General features: G+C 61.2%; 20 protein-coding genes. 14 read left to right on the forward strand and 6 right to left on the reverse strand.

The window, feature by feature from the left end:
- Positions 1-64 precede the first annotated feature (64 nt).
- Complete coding sequence (gene def / locus T3A99_RS15350) at positions 65-571, reverse strand: peptide deformylase (RefSeq protein WP_003196300.1); 507 nt, start codon at positions 569-571, stop codon at positions 65-67.
- 157 nt (positions 572-728) lie between these two features.
- Here def and T3A99_RS15355 point away from each other — a divergent pair, with 157 nt between their 5' ends.
- From T3A99_RS15355 to T3A99_RS15365, 3 genes are all read left to right on the forward strand, one after another.
- Entirely contained in the window at positions 729-1,754 is a 1,026-nt protein-coding gene (locus tag T3A99_RS15355) for a LysM peptidoglycan-binding domain-containing protein (protein ID WP_107323189.1), read from the forward strand.
- 79 nt (positions 1,755-1,833) lie between these two features.
- Entirely contained in the window at positions 1,834-2,928 is a 1,095-nt protein-coding gene (gene dprA, locus T3A99_RS15360) for a DNA-processing protein DprA (protein WP_047229816.1), read from the forward strand.
- Between the two features lie 60 nt (positions 2,929-2,988).
- Entirely contained in the window at positions 2,989-3,546 is a 558-nt protein-coding gene (locus T3A99_RS15365; RefSeq protein ID WP_047229815.1) for an L-threonylcarbamoyladenylate synthase, read from the forward strand.
- 146 nt (positions 3,547-3,692) lie between these two features.
- Here the strand turns inward: T3A99_RS15365 and T3A99_RS15370 are convergent, their stop codons facing one another.
- Positions 3,693-4,670 (reverse strand): NADPH:quinone reductase, encoded by a 978-nt coding sequence (locus T3A99_RS15370; protein ID WP_047229814.1) that lies wholly within the window; start codon positions 4,668-4,670, stop codon positions 3,693-3,695.
- 163 nt (positions 4,671-4,833) lie between these two features.
- On the opposite strand from T3A99_RS15370, the gene hemF reads away from it, so the two are divergent.
- Both hemF and aroE read left to right on the forward strand, forming a co-directional pair.
- Entirely contained in the window at positions 4,834-5,748 is a 915-nt protein-coding gene (gene hemF / locus T3A99_RS15375) for an oxygen-dependent coproporphyrinogen oxidase (protein ID WP_047229813.1), read from the forward strand.
- A gap of 13 nt (positions 5,749-5,761) precedes the next feature.
- The gene (gene aroE, locus T3A99_RS15380) at positions 5,762-6,583 is read left to right on the forward strand and encodes a shikimate dehydrogenase (protein ID WP_076383138.1); all 822 of its coding nucleotides are present in this window, start codon (positions 5,762-5,764) and stop codon (positions 6,581-6,583) included.
- A gap of 129 nt (positions 6,584-6,712) precedes the next feature.
- On the opposite strand, the gene T3A99_RS15385 is transcribed toward aroE, so the two are convergent.
- The 3 genes from T3A99_RS15385 to betC form a co-directional block, all read right to left on the reverse strand.
- The gene (locus T3A99_RS15385; RefSeq protein WP_139048726.1) at positions 6,713-8,281 is read right to left on the reverse strand and encodes a SulP family inorganic anion transporter; all 1,569 of its coding nucleotides are present in this window, start codon (positions 8,279-8,281) and stop codon (positions 6,713-6,715) included.
- Between the two features lie 182 nt (positions 8,282-8,463).
- Positions 8,464-9,381 carry a choline ABC transporter substrate-binding protein gene (gene choX, locus T3A99_RS15390; protein ID WP_274090618.1) on the reverse strand — a complete coding sequence of 306 codons (918 nt, stop codon included), beginning with the start codon at positions 9,379-9,381 and terminating at the stop codon, positions 8,464-8,466.
- A 15-nt stretch (positions 9,382-9,396) separates the two neighbouring features.
- Positions 9,397-10,911, reverse strand: a complete 1,515-nt coding sequence (gene betC / locus T3A99_RS15395; protein ID WP_274090619.1) for a choline-sulfatase — start codon at positions 10,909-10,911, stop codon at positions 9,397-9,399.
- Between the two features lie 114 nt (positions 10,912-11,025).
- Here betC and T3A99_RS15400 point away from each other — a divergent pair, with 114 nt between their 5' ends.
- Positions 11,026-11,976: a choline sulfate utilization transcriptional regulator gene (locus T3A99_RS15400; RefSeq protein ID WP_076383140.1), complete on the forward strand. Its 951-nt coding sequence runs from the start codon at positions 11,026-11,028 to the stop codon at positions 11,974-11,976.
- A 44-nt stretch (positions 11,977-12,020) separates the two neighbouring features.
- Here T3A99_RS15400 and T3A99_RS15405 read toward each other — a convergent pair whose 3' ends face one another.
- Positions 12,021-12,680 (reverse strand): NAD(P)-dependent oxidoreductase, encoded by a 660-nt coding sequence (locus T3A99_RS15405; protein WP_047229807.1) that lies wholly within the window; start codon positions 12,678-12,680, stop codon positions 12,021-12,023.
- Between the two features lie 86 nt (positions 12,681-12,766).
- Between T3A99_RS15405 and T3A99_RS15410 the strand changes: the two genes are divergently transcribed.
- The 8 genes from T3A99_RS15410 to T3A99_RS15445 all read left to right on the forward strand — a co-directional run bounded on the left by T3A99_RS15410 (position 12,767) and on the right by T3A99_RS15445 (position 22,213).
- Positions 12,767-13,093, forward strand: coding sequence for a DOPA 4,5-dioxygenase family protein (locus T3A99_RS15410; RefSeq protein ID WP_160891468.1), 327 nt, complete (start codon positions 12,767-12,769; stop codon positions 13,091-13,093).
- 324 nt (positions 13,094-13,417) lie between these two features.
- Positions 13,418-14,725: a CitMHS family transporter gene (locus T3A99_RS15415; protein WP_047229805.1), complete on the forward strand. Its 1,308-nt coding sequence runs from the start codon at positions 13,418-13,420 to the stop codon at positions 14,723-14,725.
- Between the two features lie 75 nt (positions 14,726-14,800).
- A complete protein-coding gene (locus T3A99_RS15420; RefSeq protein ID WP_047229804.1) occupies positions 14,801-15,568 on the forward strand; it encodes a TerC family protein in 768 nt (255 codons plus the stop codon).
- Positions 15,569-15,906: 338 nt separating this feature from the next.
- On the forward strand, positions 15,907-17,565 hold the full coding sequence (locus tag T3A99_RS15425; RefSeq protein WP_047229803.1) for a Na/Pi cotransporter family protein: 1,659 nt from the start codon (positions 15,907-15,909) through the stop codon (positions 17,563-17,565).
- A 172-nt stretch (positions 17,566-17,737) separates the two neighbouring features.
- Entirely contained in the window at positions 17,738-19,111 is a 1,374-nt protein-coding gene (locus T3A99_RS15430) for a pitrilysin family protein (protein ID WP_322834535.1), read from the forward strand.
- Between the two features lie 72 nt (positions 19,112-19,183).
- Positions 19,184-20,212: a DUF5924 family protein gene (locus T3A99_RS15435; RefSeq protein WP_047229801.1), complete on the forward strand. Its 1,029-nt coding sequence runs from the start codon at positions 19,184-19,186 to the stop codon at positions 20,210-20,212.
- Between the two features lie 52 nt (positions 20,213-20,264).
- Positions 20,265-21,413, forward strand: a complete 1,149-nt coding sequence (locus T3A99_RS15440) for an ABC transporter permease (protein ID WP_047229800.1) — start codon at positions 20,265-20,267, stop codon at positions 21,411-21,413.
- A complete protein-coding gene (locus T3A99_RS15445) occupies positions 21,407-22,213 on the forward strand; it encodes an ABC transporter ATP-binding protein (RefSeq protein ID WP_171061294.1) in 807 nt (268 codons plus the stop codon). The genes T3A99_RS15440 and T3A99_RS15445 overlap by 7 nt, the downstream gene beginning before the upstream one ends.
- The last annotated feature ends 1 nt before the right edge of the window (position 22,214 follow it).

The raw sequence follows: 22,214 nt of genomic DNA on the forward strand, positions 1-22,214 counted from the left end.
GCTCTCATTTACAAAGCAGTCGCAAAAGAAAAAGGCTTGCCGCGGCAAGCCTTTGAAGGGGGCGTCAAGCATTCTGGCGATGAAGTTTTTCCAGTTTTTTCTTGATCCGGTCACGCTTGAGGGTAGACAGGTAGTCCACGAACAGCTTGCCGTTGAGGTGGTCGCACTCATGCTGGATGCACACCGCCAGCAACCCTTCGGCGATCAGCTCGTAAGGCTGGCCGTCACGGTCCAGGGCTTTGATCTTGACCTTCTGCGGGCGGTCGACGTTTTCGTAGAAGCCGGGCACCGAGAGGCAGCCTTCCTGGTATTGGTCCATCTCGTCGGTCAGGGTTTCGAACTCGGGATTGATGAACACCCGGGGCTCGCTGCGGTCTTCGGAAAGGTCCATCACGACGATACGTTTGTGCACGTTGACCTGGGTCGCGGCGAGGCCGATGCCTGGCGCCTCATACATTGTTTCAAACATGTCATCGACCAACTGACGCACTTCGTCGTCCACTACGGCCACCGGTTTGGCGATAGTGCGCAGGCGCGGGTCCGGAAATTCGAGAATGTTCAAAATGGCCATAAGCTTGATAAATGCACGTGTGAAGTAAAGTCGGGTGGCTGGCCTGGCGTGTCTTGGGATGCAGGCTACCGTTGTAAAACGTTGCTCCTCAATCACGGAGCGAGCCACGGGGGCTCTGGCGTTTTACGCGAACGCACATAATAAAGGGATTCACCGCATGAGGAAATCACTACTCGCCCTGCTGCTTCTGGCCTCGGCCGGTATCGCGCACGGGCAAGTGCAACTTCGGGAAGGTTTTCCCCAGCAATACACAGTGGTGACGGGGGACACGCTGTGGGACATCTCCGGCAAATACTTGCGTGAACCGTGGAAATGGCCCGAACTCTGGCAAGCCAACCCACAGATCGAGAACCCCAACCTGATTTATCCCGGCGACACCCTGTCGCTGGTCTACGTCAACGGTCAACCGCGCCTGACCCTCAATCGCGGCGCTTCGCGGGGCACCATCAAGCTGTCACCGCGCATTCGCAGCTCGCCGGTGGCCGACGCGATTCCGAGCATCCCGCTGCAGGCCATCAACAGCTTTTTGCTGAGCAACCGCATCGTCGACACGGCCGAGGATTTCGACAAGGCGCCCTACATCGTTGCCGGCGATGCCGAACGGGTCCTCAGCGGCACGGGAGACCGGATCTTTGCCCGCGGCCCCTTCGACGCAAACCAGTCGGCGTATGGCATCTTCCGGCAGGGCAAGGTCTACACCGATCCCGAAACCAAGGAGTTCCTGGGCATCAACGCCGATGACATCGGCAGCGGTGAAGTCGTGGCGAGCGAAGGCGACATCACAACCCTGGCCCTGCAACGCACGACCCAGGAGGTGCGTCTGGGCGATCGCCTGTTCAGTGGCGAAGAACGCTCGATCAACTCGACGTTCATGCCCAGCGCACCGAAATCGGAGATCAACGGGCTGATCCTCGATGTACCCCGCGGCGTCACCCAGATCGGCGCCCTGGATGTAGTCACCCTGAACAAGGGCCGTCGCGACGGGCTGGCCGAAGGCAATGTGCTGGCGGTGATGAAGACCGGCGAGACCGTGCGCGACCGCATCACCGGCGAGCAGGTGAAAATTCCCGATGAACGTGCTGGCCTGCTGATGGTTTTTCGCACCTACGACAAGCTCAGCTATGGCTTGGTGCTATACGCCTCGCGCTCGCTGGCGGTACTCGACAAAGTGCGCAATCCATAACGGGTCTCACAAGTTACCAACAGAGTTATCCACAGCTTGTTCCCGTTTCGACGGGGCTTATAACGATCAAGGATGATCCATGTCATTGCCTGAATCTGCTTCGGTTTCCCCTGCGGAACTGGAGGCCCGTCTGCGCCTGCACCGCTTGCCGGAACTGGGCCCCAAACGTTTCATGACCCTGATGGAGGCCTTTGGCTCGGCCTCCAAAGCCATCAGCGCACCGGCCAGCGCCTGGCGAGCGCTGAGGTTGCCCGCGGCGTGTGCCGAGGCTCGGCGCAACCCGGATGTGCGTGACGGCGCCGCCCATGCATTGGCCTGGCTGGAGGGTTCGGCCCAGCGTTTACTGATGTGGGACCAGCCTGACTACCCCGCGCTGCTGGCGCAGATCAGCGATGCGCCACCGCTGTTGTTCGTCGCCGGCGACGCGACCATTCTGGAAAAACCACAGCTGGCGATGGTCGGTAGCCGCCGGGCATCGCGACCGGGCATGGACACCGCCGCGGCGTTTTCCCGAAGCCTGGCCGGTGCCGGTTTTGTCATCACCAGCGGCCTGGCCCTGGGCATCGACGCGGCGGCCCATCAAGCAGCGCTGGATGTGGGCGGGCAAACAATTGGCGTGTTGGGCACCGGGCTGGAAAATTTTTATCCACAGCGCAATCGTCGGCTGGCGGACGCGATGATCGCCCAAGGCAGCGCGGTGCTGTCGGAGTTCCCGCTGGACGCGCCGCCCCACGCCAGCAACTTTCCTCGTCGCAACCGGATCATCAGCGGTCTGTCCCTCGGCGTGCTGGTGGTGGAGGCCAGTGTCGCCAGCGGTTCGCTGATCACCGCACGCTTGGCGGCCGAACAAGGCCGCGAGGTGTACGCCATTCCGGGGTCGATCCATCACCCCGGCGCGAAGGGCTGCCATCAGTTGATCCGCGACGGCGCGGCGCTGGTGGAAACCGTCGAGCACATCCTTGAAGCATTGCGGGGCTGGCAGCAGTTGCCGCTGTCCATGGAACCGACGCCCGTCACCCATCCGCTGTTGCGCTTGCTCCATGCCGCGCCGCTTGGCAGCGAAGCGCTGGCCGCCGCCAGCGGCTGGAGCTTGCCCAAAGTCCTGGCGGCGCTGACTGAGCTGGAAATGGAGGGACGGGCGGTCTGTGACAACGGGCGCTGGTTTGCGCGCTAGGTTTTATGGGGAAGATCGGTAAACTGCGCACAGCCTTATTTGCGTTGTGGAGAGTCTTTCATGGTCAACAGTTGGCGTGTGCAACAAGCCGCGCGAGAAATTCGCGCCGGGGCGGTGATTGCCTATCCAACCGAAGCGGTCTGGGGCCTGGGCTGCGACCCGTGGAACGAAGACGCGGTGGAGCGCCTGCTGGCGATCAAGTCGCGACTGCCCGATAAGGGTTTGATCCTGGTGGCTGACAACATCCACCAGTTCGACTTTCTGTTCGAAGATTTCCCTGAAACCTGGATGGATCGAATGGCCAGCACCTGGCCTGGGCCTAATACCTGGCTGGTGCCGCACCAGAATCTGCTGCCGCAATGGATTACCGGTGTGCACGACACGGTTGCGCTGCGGGTCAGCGATCACCCCACCGTGCGCGACTTGTGCTCACTGGTGGGGCCGCTGGTGTCCACCTCGGCCAACCCTCAGGGCCGCCCGGCGGCGCGCACGCGAATTCGCGTCGAGCAATATTTCCGTGGGCAGATCGACCTGGTGCTGGGCGGTAACCTGGGTGGGCGCAAGAACCCCAGCGTGATTCGCGACCTGGCGACCGGCAACGTGGTGCGGCCGGACTGAGCCCGAACACACCTTCCGGATCTTGCATCAAACCCTGTGGGAGCGAGCCTGCTCGCGATAGCGTCGGATCAGTTGGCATAGATGTTGGCTGATACTCCGCTATCGCGAGCAAGCTCGCTCCCACAGGTTCTTTAGCAACCTTTAAATCAGGGCAGGAGAATCGTCGAGCCAGTTGTGCGCCGCGCCGACAACTCGGCCTGGGCCTTGGCCGCTTCGGCCAGTGGATAACGCTGGTTGATATCCACTTTGATCTTGCCACTGCTGATCATGCCGAACAGCTCATCGGCCATGCGCTGCAGGTTCTCGGCGTTATTGGCGTAAGTGGCCAGGGTCGGACGGGTGACGTACAGCGAGCCTTTGGCCGCGAGTATCCCCAGGTTCACGCCGTCCACCGCACCGGAAGCATTGCCGAAACTCACCAACAGGCCACGGGGCGCTACGCAGTCCAGGGAGGTCAGCCAAGTGTCCTTGCCGACACCGTCATAGACCACCGGGACTTTCTTGCCGTCGGTCAGCTCCAGCACCCGCTGTACGACGTTTTCCTTGCTGTAGTCGATGGTTTCCCAAGCGCCGTGGGATTTGGCGATTGCGGCTTTTTCCGCTGAGCTGACGGTGCCGATCAATCGCACGCCCAGGGCCTTGGCCCACTGGCAGGCCAAAGAGCCCACGCCACCAGCAGCGGCATGGAACAGGATGGTTTCCCCCCCTTTGAGCTCGTAGGTCTGACGCAGCAGGTATTGCACGGTCAGGCCCTTGAGCATCACGCCGGCCGCCTGTTCGAAACTGATGGACTCGGGCAAATGCACCAGATTGGCCTCGGGCAACACATGCACGTCGCTGTAGGCCCCCAGCGGACCGCTGCCATAAGCTACCCGGTCACCGACCTTGAACCGCGTGACGTCTGAACCGACGGCCTCGACCACACCCGCCCCCTCGGCCCCCAAGCCCGACGGCAAGGCCGGTGGCGGGTAAAGACCGCTGCGATAATAGGTATCGATGAAGTTCAGGCCGATCGCCTTGTTGCTGACCCGCACCTGCTGCGGGCCCGGCTCGGCAGGCTGGTAGCCCACGTACTCGAGCACTTCGGGGCCGCCGTGGGAACTGAACTGAATACGTTTGGCCATCTTCACTTTCTCCTTGTCGTGGACTTTTTACCAAGCCTGCTATCGGACTCCTAAGCTTGACCTTCGTCAACTGTGGCGTAGGCAAGTGCGGTGGTATCCTGTGCGCCCATTTGCCACCGGCCCGCTGCAAGCCGCGTAGCGTAGCCCTGATCAAGGTGATGTCATGACCACTCGCACCGAGGCCGTGAAAGCCTACCTGCTCGACCTGCAAGACCGCATCTGTGCGGCCCTGGAAACCGAAGACGGCGGCACTCGTTTCGTCGAAGATGCCTGGACCCGCCCCGCCGGTGGTGGCGGTCGCACGCGAGTGATTGAAAACGGTACGGTGATCGAAAAGGGCGGCGTCAACTTTTCCCACGTCTTCGGCAGCGGTCTCCCCCCCTCGGCCAGCGCCCATCGGCCGGAACTGGCCGGGCGCGGCTTCGAAGCGCTGGGCGTGTCATTGGTCATCCATCCCCACAACCCTCATGTGCCTACGTCCCACGCCAATGTGCGTTTTTTCATCGCTGAAAAGGAAGGCGAAGAGCCGGTCTGGTGGTTCGGCGGCGGCTTCGACCTGACACCGTACTACGGCGTGGCAGAAGACTGCGTGCATTGGCACCGCGTTGCCCAACAGGCCTGTGCCCCGTTCGGCCCCGACGTGTATTCGCGCTACAAAGCCTGGTGCGACAGCTATTTCCATATCAAGCATCGCAACGAGCCCCGTGGCATTGGCGGCCTGTTTTTCGACGACCTGAACGAGTGGGATTTCGACACTAGCTTCGCCTTCATGCGCGCCATCGGCGATGCCTACATCGAGGCTTACCTGCCTATCGTGCGCCGCCGCAAGCAGGACCCGTTCACCGCCAAACAAAGGGAATTCCAGGAGTTTCGCCGCGGACGCTACGTGGAGTTCAACCTGGTCTACGACCGCGGCACCCTGTTCGGGCTGCAATCGGGCGGGCGTACCGAGTCGATCCTGATGTCCCTACCGCCGCAAGTGCGCTGGGGCTATGACTGGAAAGCCGAACCGGGCAGCGAAGAGGCGCGGCTGACCGAGTATTTCCTGCAGGATCGCGATTGGCTGGCGACGGCCTGAACGAGGATTATCCATGGACCGCTACGTTGTAATGGGTAACCCGATCGGCCACAGCAAATCGCCGCTGATCCACCGTCTCTTCGCCGAGCAGACCGGGCAAACACTGGACTACAGCACGCTGCTCGCGCCTTTGGACGATTTCGCCGGCTGCGCGCGGGAATTCTTCCGCGAGGGGCGTGGGGCGAATGTCACCGTGCCGTTCAAGGAAGACGCCTTCCGCCTGGCCGACAGCCTGACCGAGCGGGCCCAGCGGGCCGGGGCGGTGAACACTTTGAGCAAGCTGGCCGATGGCCGTCTGTTGGGTGACAACACCGATGGCGCCGGACTGGTACGGGACCTGACCGTCAACGCAGGTTTAAACCTCAAGGGCAAACGCATCCTGTTGCTGGGCGCCGGCGGTGCTGTGCGCGGTGCCTTGGAACCGCTGCTGGCCGAAGCGCCGGCCTCGGTGATCATCGCCAACCGCACGGTGGAAAAAGCCGAGTTGCTGGCCGAGTTGTTCGCGGACCTGGGCCCCGTCTCGGCCAGCGGTTTCGACTGGCTGCAAGAGCCGGTAGACCTGATTATCAACGCCACATCGGCGAGCCTGTCCGGTGATGTACCGCCGATTGCCGCAAGTTTGATCGAACCCGGCATGACGTTCTGCTACGACATGATGTATGGCAAGGAGCCCACTTCGTTCTGTCGCTGGGCCAACGAACACGGTGCGGCGGTGGCGATGGATGGCTTGGGCATGCTCGCCGAGCAGGCGGGCGAAGCGTTCTACCTGTGGCGCGGGGTACGCCCGGACACCGCGCCAGTGCTGGCCGAATTGCGGCGCCAGCTCGCACTGTAGGAGGCTACAGACTGTTGTGGCGAGGGGATTTATCCCCGTTGGACTGCGAAGCCGTCCCAAAAAACCAGGGCCGCTGCGCGCCCCAGCGGGGATAAATCCCCTCGCCACAGGGTGCGTCTACCTTAAGCCCTAGTCTTCGAAATGGATCGGACAGTGCTCCGGCCCTTCCAGCTTCTTCAACTCTTCCACCACATGGGGCCTGGCCCTGCGCAACGTCAGGCTGCGCCCTTGGGTGCGCAAGCGCCGGGCTTCCTGGTGCAGCATTTCCACACCGGAGTAGTCGATGAAGTTGATCTGCTGGGCATCGATCACCACCCGTTGTGCCTGCAACCGTTGCAGACGCACTTGCAGGTAATGGCTGGCACCAAAAAAGATCGAACCGCCTACACGCAGGATGTCAGCTTCACCCTCACGGGCGTGTTGCACCCGCGGTTGCGAGGTGCGCTTGAGGTAGAAGAACAGCGACGCCAGCACGCCGGCATAGATAGCGGTTTGCAGCTCCAGCAGCAGCGTGGCCAGGCAAGTGAGGCTCATCACCACGAATTCGGCGCGGCTCACGCGAAACAACGCCCGGACGCCGCGATAATCCACCAGGCCCCAGGCGATCAGCAGGATGCTGCCGGCCATGGCCGGTATCGGAATGTGCGAAATCAGCTTTGCACCGGTTACCGCAAACAAGGCCACCCACAGTGCTGAGAAAACCCCGGCCAGGGGCGAGCAGGCGCCGGCTTCATAACTGAGGCCGGAACGGGTAAAGGAACCCGCTGACAAGGATCCGGAAAAGAACCCTCCCACAATATTGGAAAGCCCCTGCGCCCTGACCTCCTGGTTCGCGTCGAGTAACTGCCCGGAGCGTACTGACAACGAGCGAGCAATGGACAGGCTGGTCACCAACCCGAGCATGCCCACCGCAACCGCGCCGGGCAGCAGGCGCAGGATCAGATCCAGGTCCAGCGGCAGCGCAGAGAACGGCGGCAAGCGCCCGGCAAAGGCGCTGACCAGCGCGACATGCCCGAACATCCCTGGCCACAGCCAGACCACCAGGCTGCTGATGACCAAAGTTATCAACAGGCTCGGCCAGCGCGGCAGCAGCCGTTTGAGCACCACGCCCAGCACCAGCGTGCCCAAACCGAGAAACAGAGAAGGCTTATCCACAGCCTCGATATGACTGACCAACATCAGCAGCCCTTTCAACGCCGTGGCTTCGTTGGGCAGATCGAGACCCAGCAGGTTGGGCAACTGCCCCAGGGCGATCACCACCGCCGCGCCCAGGGTGAAACCCAGCACCACCGAGTGTGAGACGAAGTTCACCAGCGCGCCGAAACGCAACAACCCCAGCAGCCACTGGAAAACCCCCGCCAGCACCGTCAGCAACAGGATCAAGGTGACGTAGTCCTGGGTGGCCGGCATGGCCAGGGGACTGACGCTGGCATACAGGACAATGGAAATCGCCGCCGTAGGACCGCAGATCAGGTGCCACGACGAACCCCACAAGCAGGCGATCAGCACCGGCACAATCGCCGCATACAAGCCGTATTCCGGCGGCAGTCCGGCAATCAGGGCGTAGGCAATCGACTGCGGCAAAGCGAGAATCGCACCGCTCAGGCCGACGATCAGGTCACGGCCGACACTGGCGCGGGTCTGCCGCGGCAGCCAGCTCAGGAACGGAAAGAGTGAATGGCGGGTGGGCAATGCCATGGGGCCTCAAGGATCGGGTTTGGCGCAAGAGTATCAGGACAAAGCGCCGTTCTCCCTGTGGCAAGGAGATTAATGTGGGAGCAAAGCTTGCTCGCGAAACAGGCAGCTCGGTCTGAAAGACCGAGTCGTCTTCATCGCGGGCAAGCCTTGCTCCCACATAGATTTGCCTCGCCACATGATTGTCAGAGCTTGGCCTTCACCGCCGCCAACGCATCCTTGCCATCCAGCGTCTTCACACCATCCAGCCATTTATCCAGCACCGCCGGATTCGCCTTGATCCAGGCCTTGGCCGCATCGGCATTGCTGACGTTCTTGTTCACCACCTCGGCCATGATGCTGTTTTCCATTTCCTGGGTGAAACTCAGGTTGGTCAACAGCTTGCCTACGTTCGGGCAGGCCTGTGCATAACCTTTGCGAGTCAATGTATAGACACTGCCCGTGTCGCCAAAATACTTCTCGCCGCCCTTGAGGTAGTGCATTTTCAGTTGCACGTTCATAGGGTGTGGCGTCCAGCCAAGGAAGGTCACGAACTTCTGTTTCCTCACCGCCCGGGAGACTTCCGCGAGCATGGCCTGCTCGCTCGATTCCACCAGTTTCCACTCGCCCATGCCGAAATCGTTGGTCTTGATGATTTCCTTCAGGGAGAGGTTGGCCGGGGCGCCGGAGCCGATCCCATATATCTTCTTGTCGAACTTATCGGCGAACTTGTTCAGGTCAGCGAAGTTATGCACACCGGCATCCCACACGTAATCCGGGACCGCCAGGGTGAATTCGGTGCCGTCCAGGTTCTTGGCCAACTGCGTGACATCGCCAGTGGCCACGAACTTGTCGTAGAACCCTTGCTGCGCCGGCATCCAGTTACCCAGAAATACATCAACCTGGCCGTCCTTGAGGCCGCCGAAGGTGATCGGCACCGCGAGGGTGTCGACCTTGGCCTTGTAGCCCATGCCATCGAGCAGAAAACCCGTAATCGCGTTGGTCGCAGCGATGTCACTCCAACCGGGGTCGGCCATCTTTACCGTCTCGCAGCTTTGCTCGGCCCACGCCGAACTGCTAAGCGCCAACAGCCCAGCGGTCAGTACTGTGGATAACTTTTGCATGTGCTTCCCCTTACGTTATTGGTTTTGGCAGGGTTGTGGATAACGGGCCTTGCGTTCCAGATCGTCGAGGTCAATGTGGTTACGCATGTACTGCTGGCTGGCGTCCACCAGCGGCTGGTGATCCCAGCTCTTGAGTTTGCCCAGGGTCAACGCGTGGGCGACGAAACGTCGACGTCGCTGACTGGCGAGCACCTGCTGGTGAATGGTTGGGATATCCCATTTAGCTCGCGCCTCGGCGAGAAAATCCGTGCACAGGGACTGATGCTCAGCCGATTGGCTAAGGTCCTCCAGTTCTTTGGGGTCATTGCGCAGATCGAACAGCAGGCACGGATCATCTTCGCTGTAGATGAATTTCCAGGGTCCACGACGGATCATCATCAACGGGCTGATGGTGCCTTCGGCCATGTATTCACCAAAGACCTCGTCATGACCGCCCTGCCCCTGCAGATGGGGCACCAGCGACCGGCCATCCAGCGGCAGTCCGGGCTCAAGCCGGCCACCGGCCAACTCCACCAGGGTCGGCAGCAAGTCGGCAGTGGACACCGCCGCCCCGACCCGCCCGCTGGCGAACTGGCCCGGTGCGCTGATCAGCAAGGGAACGCGAGCCGCCATCTCGAACCAGTGCATTTTGTACCAGAGGCCTTTTTCACCGAGCATGTCTCCATGATCGCCGGAGAACACGATGATCGTGTCGTCCATCAAGCCGGTGTCTTCCAGGGTTTGCAGTAACTTGCCGACGTTGCTGTCAATGTAGCTGCACGCACCGAAGTACGCGCGGCGCGCATCGCGGATCTTATCCACAGGCAGTGGCTTGTCCCACAGGTCATAGACTTTCAACAGGCGCTGGGAATGCGGGTCCAGCTCTGTTTGCCCCGGGGTTTGCGGCAGCGGGATGTCCTTGTCGTCATACATATCCCAAAAGGTCTTGGGAATGGTGTACGGGTCGTGTGGGTGGGTCATGGACACCGTCAGGCAGAACGGCTGGTCGCCATCCTCGCGGATGTGGTCGAACAGATACTGCTGGGCCTTGAACACCACTTCTTCGTCAAAATCCAACTGGTTGGTGCGCACGCACGGACCAGCCTGCAACACCGAAGACATGTTGTGATACCAGCTTGGCCGCACGTCGGGCTCGTCCCAGTTCACGGCCCAGCCGTAATCGGCCGGGTAAATGTCACTGGTCAGGCGTTCTTCGTAGCCATGCAACTGGTCCGGCCCGCAAAAATGCATCTTGCCGGACAGCGCCGTGCGATAACCCAGACGCCGCAGGTAGTGGGCGTACGTCGGGACGTCCGCAGGAAAATCCGCCGCGTTATCGTAGGCGCCAATCTTGCTGGGCAACTGACCGCTCACCAGGGTAAAGCGCGACGGTGCGCAGAGTGGGCTGTTGCAATACGCGGCGTCGAACACCACGCCCTGCTCGGCCAGGCGCGACAGGTTCGGCAGCTTGATCGGCGAAGGACCGTAGATCGGCAACATTGGCGCGGCCATTTGATCGGCCATGATGAAAAGAATGTTCTTGCGCTTCATGTATTCGCGGCATTCCATAGTAAACAGTTATGCGAAATTGCTGCGATTGAGCATGTAGCCCCCGCCTTTATGGGTAAAGCCCACGCAAGGCAATGACTAGGATAAGCACAGCTTATGTATGAAGCCCTGGGTGACCTGTCCCTTGACCTGTTCCGCGCCTTTGAAGCCGCGGCCCGCCACCGCAGCTTTACGGCAGCGGCGATCGAACTGGGCACCACGCAACCGGCCATCAGCCAGCAGATCAAGCGCCTGGAAGAACAACTGGGTACACGGTTGTTCGATCGCATCTATCGCGGCATCGAGCTGACCGAGGCCGGAACAATCCTGTTCGAGCAGGTGCAGGCCGGTTTGCAGAATATCGACGCAGGATTGAGCGCGATCACCGCCCATGACCAGCATGAGGTGCTGCAAGTGGCCACCGATTTTGCGTTTGCCGCCTATTGGCTGATGCCCCGCTTGCATCGGTTTCACGCCGCCAACCCACAGGTGGACGTCAGCCTGGTGACCAGCGAACGCAACCACAACATGCTGCGCACGGATATCGACGTTGCGGTGCTGTTTGGAGACGGTCGCTTCAAACAAGGCGAAAGTCGCTGGCTTTTCAGCGAAGAAGTCTTTCCGGTGTGCAGCCCGTTGTTGCTCAAGGAACGCTCCCTGCCCTTGTCGGCTCAAGCCTTGTCGGAGTTCCCGCTCCTGCATTTGCGCGGGGAAAACAGTAGCCACTGGTTTGACTGGAGTGGCGTTTTCCGTGAGCTGGGCATTACCTCGCCCCCGGCGCCCGGGCAGTTGCGGTTCGACAACTACACCTTGCTCATCCAGGCGGCGATTGGCGGTCAGGGCGTTGCCATCGGTTGGCGATACCTTGTGGATAACTTATTGGCCCAAGGGCTGCTGTGCCGTCCGGTCGCTGAAACAGTGTTGTCGCGGTCAGGGTATTACGTGGTCTTGCCCCAGCGTAAACGGCGCGGGGTATTGATCAGGCAGTTTGTGGACTGGTTGATGGAGGAGCAGGCCAACAGCGCCGAATCGCTCACGGGGTTGGCCTTGCCTTCCATTGCGGTGTAACCAGCCCTCCCCTGCGCCAACTCGGGAGACGGCGACCGCACAGGCTAATCGGCGGCGACAAAACTGACATGCTGGCCCACATGCAGGTTCAGGCGCAGCTCATCGGCAATGCCGACGGCCACACGGCCAAGCCGCTCCAGTGATTCGGCCATGCCGGCCTCCAGGCTGGTGCTGACCTGGCTGAAGTGCTCGATGCTCAAACCGGGCGTTGCGTAGGGTGAGTCAATCAGGGTCCATTGCAACGTGCTGTTGTTCAGGGCGTCGAGGACTTCTTCGGCGGCATGGCGCTGCAATACATCGTCTGCCGGCTCCTCGTCGAGCACGGCGAAATCGCCCACCAGAAACAGCCGGGAAATACTCGCCGCCTCCATCCCGGCGATCAGCGCATCCACCGCCAACACCTGCTCCACGGGACCGGGAATGAGCGTGCGCTCCACGTGCTCGCTGTTCATCGGCAACCCTGGAGCGTTCAACAGACACACCACGGCATTGGCGCCGGCCACGCTTTGCTTGACCCGCTGGGGATCGTAGAGGTCGCCGGTCTTGGCCCGCAGGCCGGGGCGCGGCGCCAGGGCCGTAAGGTCGTCGAGAACAGCGATGACTTCGTGCTGGCGCCGCAGCATTTCAGCCATCAACGCACTGCCGAGGCTACTCATGGCACCATAGAGCACCACTTTGGTGACCGGGGTTTCGGCATTTTTCATGGCTGTTTTTCCTTTTTTGTCCCGCATGTAAAGGCTCTGACCCGCGGGAGACAACCTCGGTTCGGCCAGTTTTCGAGGAGAAGCACATGCAGCGGATCAAGGGCTACCACGCCCATGTCTATTTCGACGCCAACACCATCGACCAGGCGCGGGCACTGTGCGAGGAAGCAACGCGACTGTTTGGGCTGAAAATGGGCCGTATCCACCAACGCCCAGTCGGGCCGCACCCGGACTGGAGCTGCCAATTGGCGTTCGATCCACAGCACATCGGCGTGGTCTTGCCGTGGCTGGCGCTCAATCGCAAAGGCCTGGTGATATTTCTTCACCCGGACACCGGCGACGACCTGACGGACCACACCGAGCATGCGATTTGGATGGGCGCGGTGCGGCCGTTGGATCTTTCGGTGTTTTGATTTATCGGTGGAGCGCAGATTGTCTGTGGGAATAAAGCTTGCTCCTACAGGTAAGCCTTGCCCTACAGAAAAACTCCATTACAGCGGCGAAAGGTGGCTGAAAGCTTGCGCGATTAGGATCGCCCCCACTACCGGCAACAGACCGGTGGCCAGAAGCGAGCGGCTAAGGCTCGTTAGGCCCTTTTAACAACAACAATGGTGATTCTGATGTCCGCTGCTACCCGCCCCGCTGAACCCACTCCCTCCGTCCGTCCCGTGCTTTGCATTCTGCGCTGACCTGTTCGGTCTGCCTTTGCCCGTCGCGCCACGCCTGGAGTATTTCCTATGCTGACTTTCCTTGGCTTTGCCATGGTCATCACGTTCATGTTCCTGATCATGACCAAGCGCCTGTCCGCGCTGATTGCCCTGATCATCATCCCGATCCTGTTCGCTCTGTTCGGTGGTTTTGCACCGAAGATCGGTCCGATGATGCTCGAAGGCATCACCAAGCTTGCCCCGACCGGGGTGATGCTGATGTTCGCGATTCTTTATTTTGCCCTGATGATCGACTCCGGCCTGTTCGACCCGGCCGTGCGCAAGATCCTCAAGCTGGTCAAGGGCGACCCGTTGAAAGTTTCGGTCGGCACCGCCGTTCTGGCGCTCGTCGTTTCCCTCGATGGTGACGGCGCGACCACTTATATGATCTGCGTGGCCGCCATGCTGCCGCTCTACAGCCGCATCGGCATGAGCCCACGGATCATGGCCGGCCTGATCATTCTCGCCGGTGGCGTGATGAACATGACCCCCTGGGGCGGCCCGACGGCCCGTGCAGCCAGCGCGCTGCATGTCGATCCGTCCGACATCTTCGTTCCGATGATTCCTGCGATGCTCGCGGGTGTAGCGGCGATCCTGGCGATTTCCTACATGTACGGTAAACGCGAGCGCGCCCGTCTGGGTGAATTGCACCTCGCCGGTGATGACATCGACCACAGCGAAATCAGCGTTTCCCAGTTCCCGGACGCCCGTCGTCCGAAGCTGATCTGGTTCAACGGTGCGTTGACCCTGGGCCTGATGTGCACGCTGATCGCCGGCCTGTTACCGCTGCCGGTGCTGTTCATGGTGGCGTTCAGTATCGCGATGATCGTCAACTACCCTTGCCTGCAACAGCAGAAAGACCGCGTTGCGGCCCATGCCGGCAGCGTATTGGCGGTGGTCGGTTTGATTTTCGCGGCGGGTATCTTCACCGGCATCCTGTCCGGGACCGGCATGGTCGACGCCATGTCCAAGAGCCTGCTGGCGGTGATCCCGGATTTCCTGGGCCCATACCTGGCAGTGATTACCGCGCTGGCGAGTATGCCGTTCACCTTCTTCATGTCGAACGATGCATTTTATTACGGGGTGTTACCGGTCATGGCCGAAGCGGCCAGCCATTACGGCATCACTGCCGTTGAAATGGCCCGCGCCTCGATTGTTGGCCAGCCCGTCCACCTGCTGAGCCCACTGGTTCCATCGACTTACCTGCTGGTGGCCCTGGCGGGGATCGAGTTTGGCGATCACCAACGCTTCACCTTGAAGTGGGCAGTATTGGTTTGCCTGTGCATAATGTTTGCCGCCTTGCTGATGGGGATTTTTCCGCTGTTCAGCACTCTATAAAAGCAATGCCCGCTGCGTCGCTCCTTTGGATAATCGAAGGCGCGGCGCGGCCCAACACTCGCTAAAGGAACTCACATGGAATGGCTGACCAACCCGGAAATCTGGGTTGCCTTCTTCACCCTGACCGCCCTGGAAATTGTCCTGGGCATCGATAACATCATCATGATCTCGATCCTGGTCAGCCGCATGCCCAAGCACATGCAGGCACGCACCCGGATCTTCGGTCTGGCCCTGGCCATGATCACGCGGATCCTGTTGCTGCTGTCCATCACCTGGGTCATGCGCCTGACCGCCGACCTGTTCGAAGTGTTCGGCCAGGGCATTTCCGGTCGTGACCTGATCCTGTTCTTCGGTGGCCTGTTCCTGCTGTGGAAAAGCTCCCAGGAGATGTACCACGCGCTGGAAGGCGAAGACGAAACCGGCGAGACGCCTGCGGGCACGGGCGGCAGCTTCATCTACACCATCGTCCAGATCGCGATCATCGACATCGTGTTCTCCCTGGATTCGGTGATCACCGCCGTGGGCATGGTCTCCCATGTACCGGTGATGGTCGCGGCAATCGTCGTGGCGGTGCTGGTGATGATGCTGGCGGCGGGCACCATCAGCGCGTTCATCGACAAGCACCCGTCGCTGAAGATGCTGGCGCTGTCGTTCCTGCTGGTGGTCGGTACCGTGCTGATCGCTGAGTCCCTGGACGTGCACGTGCCAAAAGGCTACGTCTACTTCGCCATGGCCTTCTCTCTGGCGGTCGAAGCGTTCAACATCAAGATGCGCACTGCCATGGCGCGCAAGCGCAAGCAGCAGGATCCGGTAAAACTGCGTAAGGATATGCCAGGCCAGTAAGCGGCACAGGGCAATGAACGAAGGGGCTCATCGAGCCCCTTTTTCATGCCTGCCGGAAAGTAAACGGATGCAAAACCGGTGGGAGCGAGCCTGCTCGCGATGAGGCCGCAACATTCAACATCTTCATTGGCTAACAGACCGCTATCGCGAGCAGGCTCGCTCCCACTGGGTTTCGTGGGGTCTTTGGTCAATGGCTTTTTATGACAGTTTTGTTTCAAACCCGTCTTTAGCTGTGCAATGCTGGCGCTTGAACCGTTGGCCAACTACAGCTTAAGTACAACGAAGAAAAATGTGGCACCGTCAATTGGTCCCTTTGGGACGCTAACAGGGGGCTTCTCATGCTGACCCTGCTGAACTTGCTCTCCGCCGTGGCCCTGCTGATCTGGGGCACGCACATCGTCCGTACCGGCATTCTGCGGGTCTATGGCACGAACCTGCGCCATGTCATTGGCCAAAACATGTCCAAGCGCTGGCTGGCGTTCGTCGCAGGCATCATGGTCACTGCCATGGTCCAGAGCAGCAACGCCACGGCCATGCTCGTCACCTCATTCGTCGGCCAGGGCCTGATGGCGCTGACCCCTGCCCTGGCGACCATGCTCGGCGCCGATGTCGGCACGGCGCTGATGGCGCGGGTACTGACCCTGGATCTGTCCTGGTTATCGCCGCTGCTGATTTTCCTCGGGGTGATTTTTTTCCTGTCGCGCAAACAGACCCGCCTGGGGCAAATGGGCCGGGTCGGCATCGGCTTGGGCTTGATCATCCTGGCGCTGCAATTGATTGTCGAAGCCGCCGCGCCCATCACCCAGGCCCAGGGCGTGAAAGTTATCTTTGCCTCGCTGACCGGCGACATCCTGCTCGATGCGCTGGTGGGTGCGCTGTTCGCGATGATCTCCTATTCCAGCCTCGCCGCCGTGCTGTTGACCGCGACACTGGCCGGCGCAGCGGTGATCAGTCTGCCGGTGGCCATCGGCCTGGTGATCGGCGCCAACATCGGCAGCGGCGTGCTGGCCTTTCTCAGCACCAGCATGCAGAACGCCGCCGGCCGCCAGGTGGCGCTGGGCAGCCTGCTGTACAAGTTGATCGGCCTGTTGTTGATCATTCCAGTGCTCGATCCGCTGGTGGGCTGGTTGGACGGCCTGGATTTCAGCCACCAGGAAACGGTGATCGGTTTTCACCTGCTCTACAACACCGTGCGCTGCCTCGTGCTGCTGCCCAGCGTCGGGCCGATGGCCAGGCTGTGTGCCTGGCTGCTGCCGGAGCGTCCTGACACCAACGGCACGGCCAAGCCCCGCCACCTGGACCTCACCGCCCTCGCCACGCCGAGCCTGGCCCTGGCGAATGCTGCCCGGGAAACCCTGCGCATCGGTGATCTGATCGAAACCATGCTCGAAGCCATGCTCGACGTACTGCGCGGCGGGCAGACCGCAGTCACCCAACAAGTACGGAGCATGGGCGATGACGTCGAGGCGCTGTGCAGCGCCATCAAGCTGTATATGGCCCAAATGCCCCGTGAGGACCTCAGTGAACAGGACAGCCGCCGCTGGGCGGAAATCATTGAGCTGGCGATCAACCTGAAGTTGGCCAGCGACCTCATCGAACGCATGTTGCGCAAGGTCCAGCAACAGAAAACCGCGCAGCGTCGATCCTTTTCCGAGGTTGGCCTGGAAGAGTTGGCGACGCTGCACAGCCAGTTGATCGCCAATCTGCGGCTGGGATTGTCGGTGTTCCTCAGTGCCGATCCGGAGAGCGCCCGTCAGCTGTTGCGTGAGAAACGTCGCTTTCGAGCGCAGGAAAGACGACTGGCCCACGCACACGTCAGCCGTCTACAGCGAAAAATCGTACAAAGCATCGAGACCAGTTCCCTGCACCTAGAACTGATCGCCGACATGAAACGCCTCAATTCGCTGTTCTGCGGCAGCGCCTACGTGGTGCTGGGGACTTCCGAGACAGGTGCGCTCGCGGTTGATGAAATTTCCGACGTCACCCATTCGCCTTGAACGACTGGCGCATTGCTCAGTCAGTAAGATTGGCCTGGGCTTAAACCATTCGCACGCAAGCCGGCCCCACGTCGCCATGGAAATCCATTGGGTTCGAGGTGGGGCGCGAAGTTGCCTGCGATGACGGCCTGCCCGGCACATGGACCTCCAATCAGCCGCCAGGAAGCTCGCTATGCGTTGTCTGTTGCTCGCCGTTCTGTTGCTCGGTTCACTGCCGTCGGTCGCGCTGGATCGATTCCAGGTCGAGGGGTATGTGCTGCCCAACGGTATGCAACTGCTGCTCAAGCCGGGCAGCGAGCGCGGGCATGTGGCGATCCGGCTGGTGGTGGGCGTGGGACTGGACGACTTCAACTGCGCCGACAAGGAACTGCCCCACCTGCTTGAGCATTTGCTGTTCAGCGGTGTCGATGACGGCGGCGAAGGCGGGCTGGAAGAGCGTATGCAGGCGCTGGGCGGCGAGTGGAATGCCTTCACGAGCAACGCCGACACCACGTTCGTCATCGAGGCACCGGCGCGCAATCAACGCAAGGTCCTGGACCTGTTGATCGCCCTGCTGACTCGTACCCGCATCGACGAAAACGCCCTGCAGGCGGCCAAACGTGTAGTGGAGCGCGAGGATGGCGGCCACTACACCCATCTGCAACGCTGGCTCGATCATCAGGACCTGGGCCACAAGGCGGGCAATCAACTGGCAGTGGAATTGGGTCTGCGCTGTGCCGAACGCGCCGAAGTCGGGCACCTCACCCTTGCCAGGATTGAGCAGGCACGCAAGGCCTGGTATGCACCGAACAACATGACGCTGATCGTGGTCGGCGACCTGGACCGGTTGCTACCGGCCTATCTGGAGCGGACCTTCGGCGAACTGGAGCCGGTCGAGCCCAGCGCTCACGCAGCGTTACCGCAGATCCGCTACAGCGCGGTCACCAAGCGCAACCTGATGCGCGGCCTGGTGGGCAATAGCGCCAAGCTTCATTGGCTGTTTCCGGAGCCGGTGCTGGAACAGCAACACGACGAAACCTTCGACCTGCTCAAGGACTATCTGGACTGGGCGCTCTATCGCCAGTTGCGCCTGGCCCGCAGCCTGTCCTACGGGCCTTGGGTGGAGCGAGAGGTGTTTGGCGGCGTTGGCTTCTTCAGCCTGAACGCGGACCTGGCCCGCGATGACCTGCCCCAGGCCGAGCAGGCGCTGGAGCAAATGCGCACCACGTTGCTCAAGGATGGCCTCGACCCGGAGAGTTTCGTGCGCATCAAACGCGCCGCCATCGCCCATCAGTCGTGGGCGGTTCAAGGCAACAGCGCACTGGCCGATTACTATTGGGGTGCCCTTGGCGATTACGACGACGGCCGCTTCACCAATCCGGCCGTGCGCCTTCAGGCGGTGAGCCTGGAACAGGCCAACCAGGCCCTGCGTGAACTGCTCAAGGACCCGGGCTACCTGCGCATCGAGAAACCCATGCTCGGCGACGATGAGCTGGTTTGGGGCGTGGCCGGTCTGCTGGGGTTGCTGTTGGTCCTGGTCGGGTGGAGATTGCGTCGCAGGGCTTAGAGCGCTCGTCACATCGATGTCCTGGCGATACTCTGTCAGGGATATTTCCTACGACTCACTGTGAACTGCCGAATGCCGAACCTGACTCACTACATCCAGCGCCTTCTCGAATTGATGAAGCGCTATCCAGGGGTCATCGCACTCGGTGGCTTCATCTCTGGAGTCGGCAGTTTCATGCTGGTGGACCGCCAGCAGGGTCTTGCGACCTGGATCACCATCATCATGCTGGTGAGCTGGCTCTGGCTGATGCTGGAGAACAGCCTGACCCGGCTTTTTACCCGCATATTCAAACGGGAAATCCCCCAGCCGCTGCTGCGTTACGCCACGCAGATGATTCACCAGGAAAGCCTGTTTTTCGTCTTGCCGTTCTTTTTCATCACCACCACCTGGAACAGCAGCCAAGTGATTTTCACCGGCCTGCTGGCGGCCTCGGCACTGGTCTCGATCATTGATCCGCTGTACTACAAATGGCTGGCGCCCCGGCGCTGGGCGTTCCTGGCGCTGCACACCCTGACGCTGTTTGCCGCCCTGCTCACCGCACTGCCGATCATCCTGCACCTGACCACCGACCAGAGCTTCAAGCTGGCGCTGGGCACTGCCATGCTGTTGTCGTTCCCCAGCCTGGCTTCGATCTTTCCGATCCGCACCGTGCGCAACGCCCTGGCGATTCTGTGCATCACGGTGGGGATCGGCGCGGCCGGGTGGGTGCTGCGCTCCTGGGTGCCGCCGGCAACCTTGTGGATGACCGAGGTGGCGATCAGCACCCAGCTGGAGGACCGCACGCCGGGCGCCAGCCTGAAGGAAGTCACCGCTGACCAGATACGCGGCAACGGTCTGTATGCCTACACCGCTATCAATGCGCCGCGAGGGCTCGATGAGCGGATTTATCACGTCTGGCAATTCAACGGCAAAGAAGTGGACCGTATCGCCCTGGACATTCATGGCGGGCGCAAGGAAGGCTATCGCGCCTGGACCCACAAGCAGAACTTCCCGGAAGACCCCACCGGTAAATGGCAGGTGCGGGTGCTGACGGAAAATGGCCAGGTGATTGGTGTATTGCGCTTCAAGGTCAGCGCTGCGCTCGAGCCTGGGACAAAATAATGCCGGGCGTGCTATTAGGTAACACTTTTCGAGCCGAACGAGCATGGCGCTTATGACCCCTGGCACTCTGGCTGGCAGTGCCCGACTGGATCGCTCTCACTCCCCGGCGCAGCTATGGATCAGCGGGGACTGGACACTGGCTCACTACACGCAGCTCAAGCGTTTGAGCGACTCGCTGCGCGGCCAGTACGACGACAACACCCTGATCGACCTCAATGGCTTGGGTGCCCTCGACACCGCCGGCGCCTCGTTGCTGGTGGAACTGCTGGGTGCCGAGCGGCTGGGCAAGACCGCGGAGCACCGCGACTGCACGTTGTCGTCCGCCGATCGGGCACTGTTGCAGACGGTCTATTGCTCGCTGACCGACTTCTGCGTGCCGGTCAAAGAGCCGACGGTGAGTGTCGTGACCCAGTTGTTGACACGCATCGGTCGAGCCGTGGACAAGGTCTGGCAAGATACCCTGCAATTGCTGGGCTTTGTCGGCTTGATCCTAGAAACGCTGGCCCGGGGCCTGTTTCGCCCGAAACGCTGGCGCATTACCCCGATGGTTGTTCACATCGAACAGACGGGGCTGGACGCGGCCCCTATCGTCGCCCTGCTGACTTTTCTGGTGGGCGCGGTGGTGGCGTTTCTCGGGGCGACGGTGCTGGCCGATTTCGGCGCCAGTATTTTCACCGTGGACCTGGTGGCGTTCTCGTTTCTGCGCGAATTCGGCGTGTTGCTGACTGCGATTCTTATGGCAGGTCGCACCGCCAGTGCCTTCACCGCCCAGATCGGCTCGATGAAGGCCAACGAAGAAATCGACGCGATTCGTACCCTGGGCCTCGATCCCATCGAGTTGCTGGTGGTGCCGCGAGTGCTGGCCCTGTTGGTGGCGTTGCCGATGCTGACCTTTGTGGCCATGCTCTCGGGCATTGTCGGCGGCGGTGTGGTGTGTGCCCTGTCGCTGGATATTTCTCCGGCGATGTTCCTGACGCTGTTGCAGTCGGACATCGGCGTCCAGCATTTCGTGGTGGGAATGGTCAAGGCGCCGATCTTTGCCTTCCTGATTGCTGCGGTGGGATGCCTGGAAGGCTTCAAAGTCAGCGGCAGCGCCGAGTCTGTCGGGGCTCACACCACCTCGAGCGTGGTGCAGTCGATTTTTGTGGTGATCGTGCTCGATGCGGTAGCCGCGCTGTTTTTCATGGAGATGCAATGGTGAGTCGACCTTCCAGGCCGCCCACCGAGGCGGTGATACAGGTACGTGGCTTGTGCAATCGCTTTGGCCTGCAGAGCGTGCACGAAAACCTCGACCTGGACGTATACAAGGGCGAGATCCTCGCGGTGGTCGGCGGCTCCGGCAGTGGCAAATCGGTGCTGTTGCGCAGCATTGTCGGCTTGAACCGGCCCAGTGAAGGGGCCGTGCGAGTATTCGGCCAGGATCTGCCGAGCCTGCCCCAGCAACAGCGTTCGCAAGTGGAACGACGCTTTGGGGTGCTGTTTCAGAAAGGCGCGCTGTTTTCTTCGCTGACTGTGACAGAGAATGTCGCCCTGCCCCTGATCGAACACGCCGGGCTCAGCCGGGCCGATGCCGAACATCTGGCGGCGGTGAAACTGGCGTTGGCCGGGCTGCCGCTATCGGCGGCGGACAAATACCCCGCCTCGCTGTCCGGCGGCATGATCAAGCGTGCAGCCTTGGCCCGGGCGCTAGCCCTGGACCCGGACATTCTGTTTCTCGACGAACCCACCGCCGGCCTCGACCCCATCGGCGCGGCAGCGTTCGACCAATTGATCCTGACGCTTCGCGACGCCTTGGGCTTGAGCGTATTTCTGGTCACCCATGACCTGGACACCCTCTACACCATCACCGACCGGGTGGCGGTGCTGGCCCAGAAAAAAGTGCTGGTGGCCGATGTCATCGACAAAGTGTCGGAAACCGACGATGCCTGGATCCATGAATACTTCCACGGCCCTCGCGGCCGCGCGGCCTTGACGGCCGCTACACAATTGAACGAGGTCTGAC

The sequence above is a fragment of the Pseudomonas sp. N-137 genome (assembly GCF_034555295.1).
Lineage (GTDB): Bacteria > Pseudomonadota > Gammaproteobacteria > Pseudomonadales > Pseudomonadaceae > Aquipseudomonas > Aquipseudomonas rhizophila.